At 38.6% G+C, this 2,418-nt stretch carries 1 protein-coding gene; it reads left to right on the top strand.

Features of this window, described 5'->3' with window-relative positions; translation table 11 throughout:
- The first annotated feature begins 303 nt into the window (after positions 1-303).
- Positions 304-2,070, top strand: a complete 1,767-nt coding sequence (locus O9295_RS08440) for a hypothetical protein (protein WP_288032659.1) — start codon at positions 304-306, stop codon at positions 2,068-2,070.
- Positions 2,071-2,418 lie beyond the last annotated feature (348 nt).

Consider the following 2,418-nt stretch of genomic DNA (forward strand, 5'->3'; position numbering starts at 1 on the left):
CTTGAGCAAGAAAGTCAGCGTCGTGATTTACGGTTACAAGCTATTGTCAAAGGCTGGATTGAGGAAAAATTAGCTATTTCTAATTCTCTGCAAACAACCCATTGAATGGGTAAGATGCGATCGCTTGTTCAGATGATCAAATGGAAACTACTGCCCAACAAATTTATACCCAAGTAGTTTGTACCTTGACAACAACGGCTTTTTTCTAGCGCTTAGAAATTAGTCGGAATGGAAACTCCCTAAAACTTAGGAATCTGTACTTCACCCAAGAGAGAAGTGCTATATTACTTCAGGATAGAAAAGATGAAATTTCAGCAGCATCAGTGGATTACCCGTCTCAAAACCAAGGAATCATTGAGCTTTATTGGGATACTTGCCATAGTTACTTGGACTGCTCATTTTTGGCACTTTGGCGGCTTGGGTTTATATGAAGATGACTACTTCTATGTCGGCGAACCCATAAGGATGAACCTTCTAGAATTTTTCGACTTTATAAAAAGAATAAATTTATATTTTTTTCAAGGGCGTATCGTTGGTTTTAATATCGTTCTTTTATCGGCATTTATTGGGGGACATTTAGGAGGATTAAAACTGGTTTATGCAATAGCTTATCTATGGGTATTAACCAATAACATTCTTTTTTATATCTTCCTTAAACGCCTTTGGGATCAGCCTTTTTTCGTCATCTGCGGAACTTTGTCCTTTGCTCTGTTTCCCGCTGACAATACCAGAGCTTTTCTGACTCACATTCATGTTTTACCATCTGTGACCTTTATCTTGATAGCTTTTCTCTGCTATTTTTCCCAGAAGAGGATCATCTCCTATTTATTCATTTTAGCCGCTCTCCTCTCCTATGAAACCTGTTTCCCCCTTTTTCTTGCCGCTCCACTCTTCAAAAACAAGTGGAATGGAAAGCTATTAAAAGAATTTATCAGAAATGCCCTAGTATTGGGGTTCATTTTCCTAGGAGTGCTCATGCTTCGCAAACTAACTGGGGATAGCAGAGTTAATGATTTGGATATCCTCACGGCTGTTTTAACTCCTCTGCGTCAAACTTTAATCGGACCTTTTATCAGCTTGAGTACCTTCTTTTCTCGTCCTTGGCAAGTTCTAGTCAATCTTAAAGGGGAATTACTTTTCTTGCTTCCCATAACATTTGCTCTCTTGACTTGGTTTTTATTACAATTGAAGGTAAATCGAATTGATGCAACGACAGTAAGTACAAGCGAAATGCCTTTTGGCAAAAATTCTGAAAATTCTTTCTCGATTAGGCAGCTTGTATTAGTAAGTCTGATCTTATTATTTTTAGCCTATCCCCTCACCTTCACCGTCCATGCTACTCAAATTAGTGGGCGCGATTCCAGGGTGCATACTGCTGCGGTCTTAGGAGCTTCTCTTCTCGCTGGAATTGTCTGTCACCTCATTGTTTATCTAGCCGCAACCTATCGGCAAAAGAATCTAGCTGCTACGATCTTAGCAGCATACTTTACCTTATTAGTCGGATTTGGATTGATCGTGCAGCATGACAATCAACGTTGTTGGCAATATCAACAAGCTTTTTGGACTGATGTAACTCGATTGGCCCCAGATATCACCGAGGGTACTGTAATTTTAGTGGATGCTCCCAGTATGTCTTGGGGAAGACAGTTGCATCCCATTCATGGACTCATGCAATATGTATTGGGACAAATTTATCAGTTTCCTCAAGATTGGGAATTTATACCTAAGCTCTATAGGCTCAACCCTAACTGGCAAAATAAAATTGATGATCAGGGAATCCTGACATTGGACAGTAATAATGGTGTGGTTTATTTCTACTTTCATCCTTGGGAACTTGATCGCCATCTTCAGACATCTGAGATTATTTTATTACAGGAAAAAAATGGGAAATTAATTCGTCAAACCGATCCCATCATTGTCGGTGAGAAAAAGTTCTATTTTAAGCCAATTAGTAAGACAACATTAGATATTTTTAAGAAAGGTTTTTTATATAAAGATATAATTAATCCGTCTATTCGGAAGTCAATCGATTATCTAAAAGTCATGGTGATTCTACCCCATCTAAGTTGATCATCCTTCGGGATAAGCTAAGATGCATTTAAACTGGGTATTGTTAAATTAGCTAAAAAGATGACAGAGTTGGTGATATAGTAACTAAAGATCACACTTAAATCTAACCTTGCCATAGATGCACAAATCTCGAATCTGGCAACCCCAAAAATCTCCCGTCTCTAACATCAGTTTTAGCGATGAAATGAGGTAAGAATTTTGACGAAAATACTTAGCGATCGCATGGCCGTTTATCTGCTCATCGGTGGACTCCTGTTTAGAATAATCATCGCCTTGGGGCTTTATCCCGGTTACGATGAAGCCTATTATTACGTTTACAGCCATAATCTAGATTGGAGTTATTTCGAT

Origin of the sequence: Microcystis sp. LE18-22.4A (assembly GCF_027531105.1) — a bacterium.
Taxonomy (GTDB): domain Bacteria; phylum Cyanobacteriota; class Cyanobacteriia; order Cyanobacteriales; family Microcystaceae; genus Microcystis; species Microcystis aeruginosa.

Bases quoted from the DNA above. Each gene is read 5' to 3' on its own strand.
- O9295_RS08440 (WP_288032659.1), top strand. From the start codon at position 304: ATGAAATTTCAGCAGCATCAGTGGATTACCCGTCTCAAAACCAAGGAA.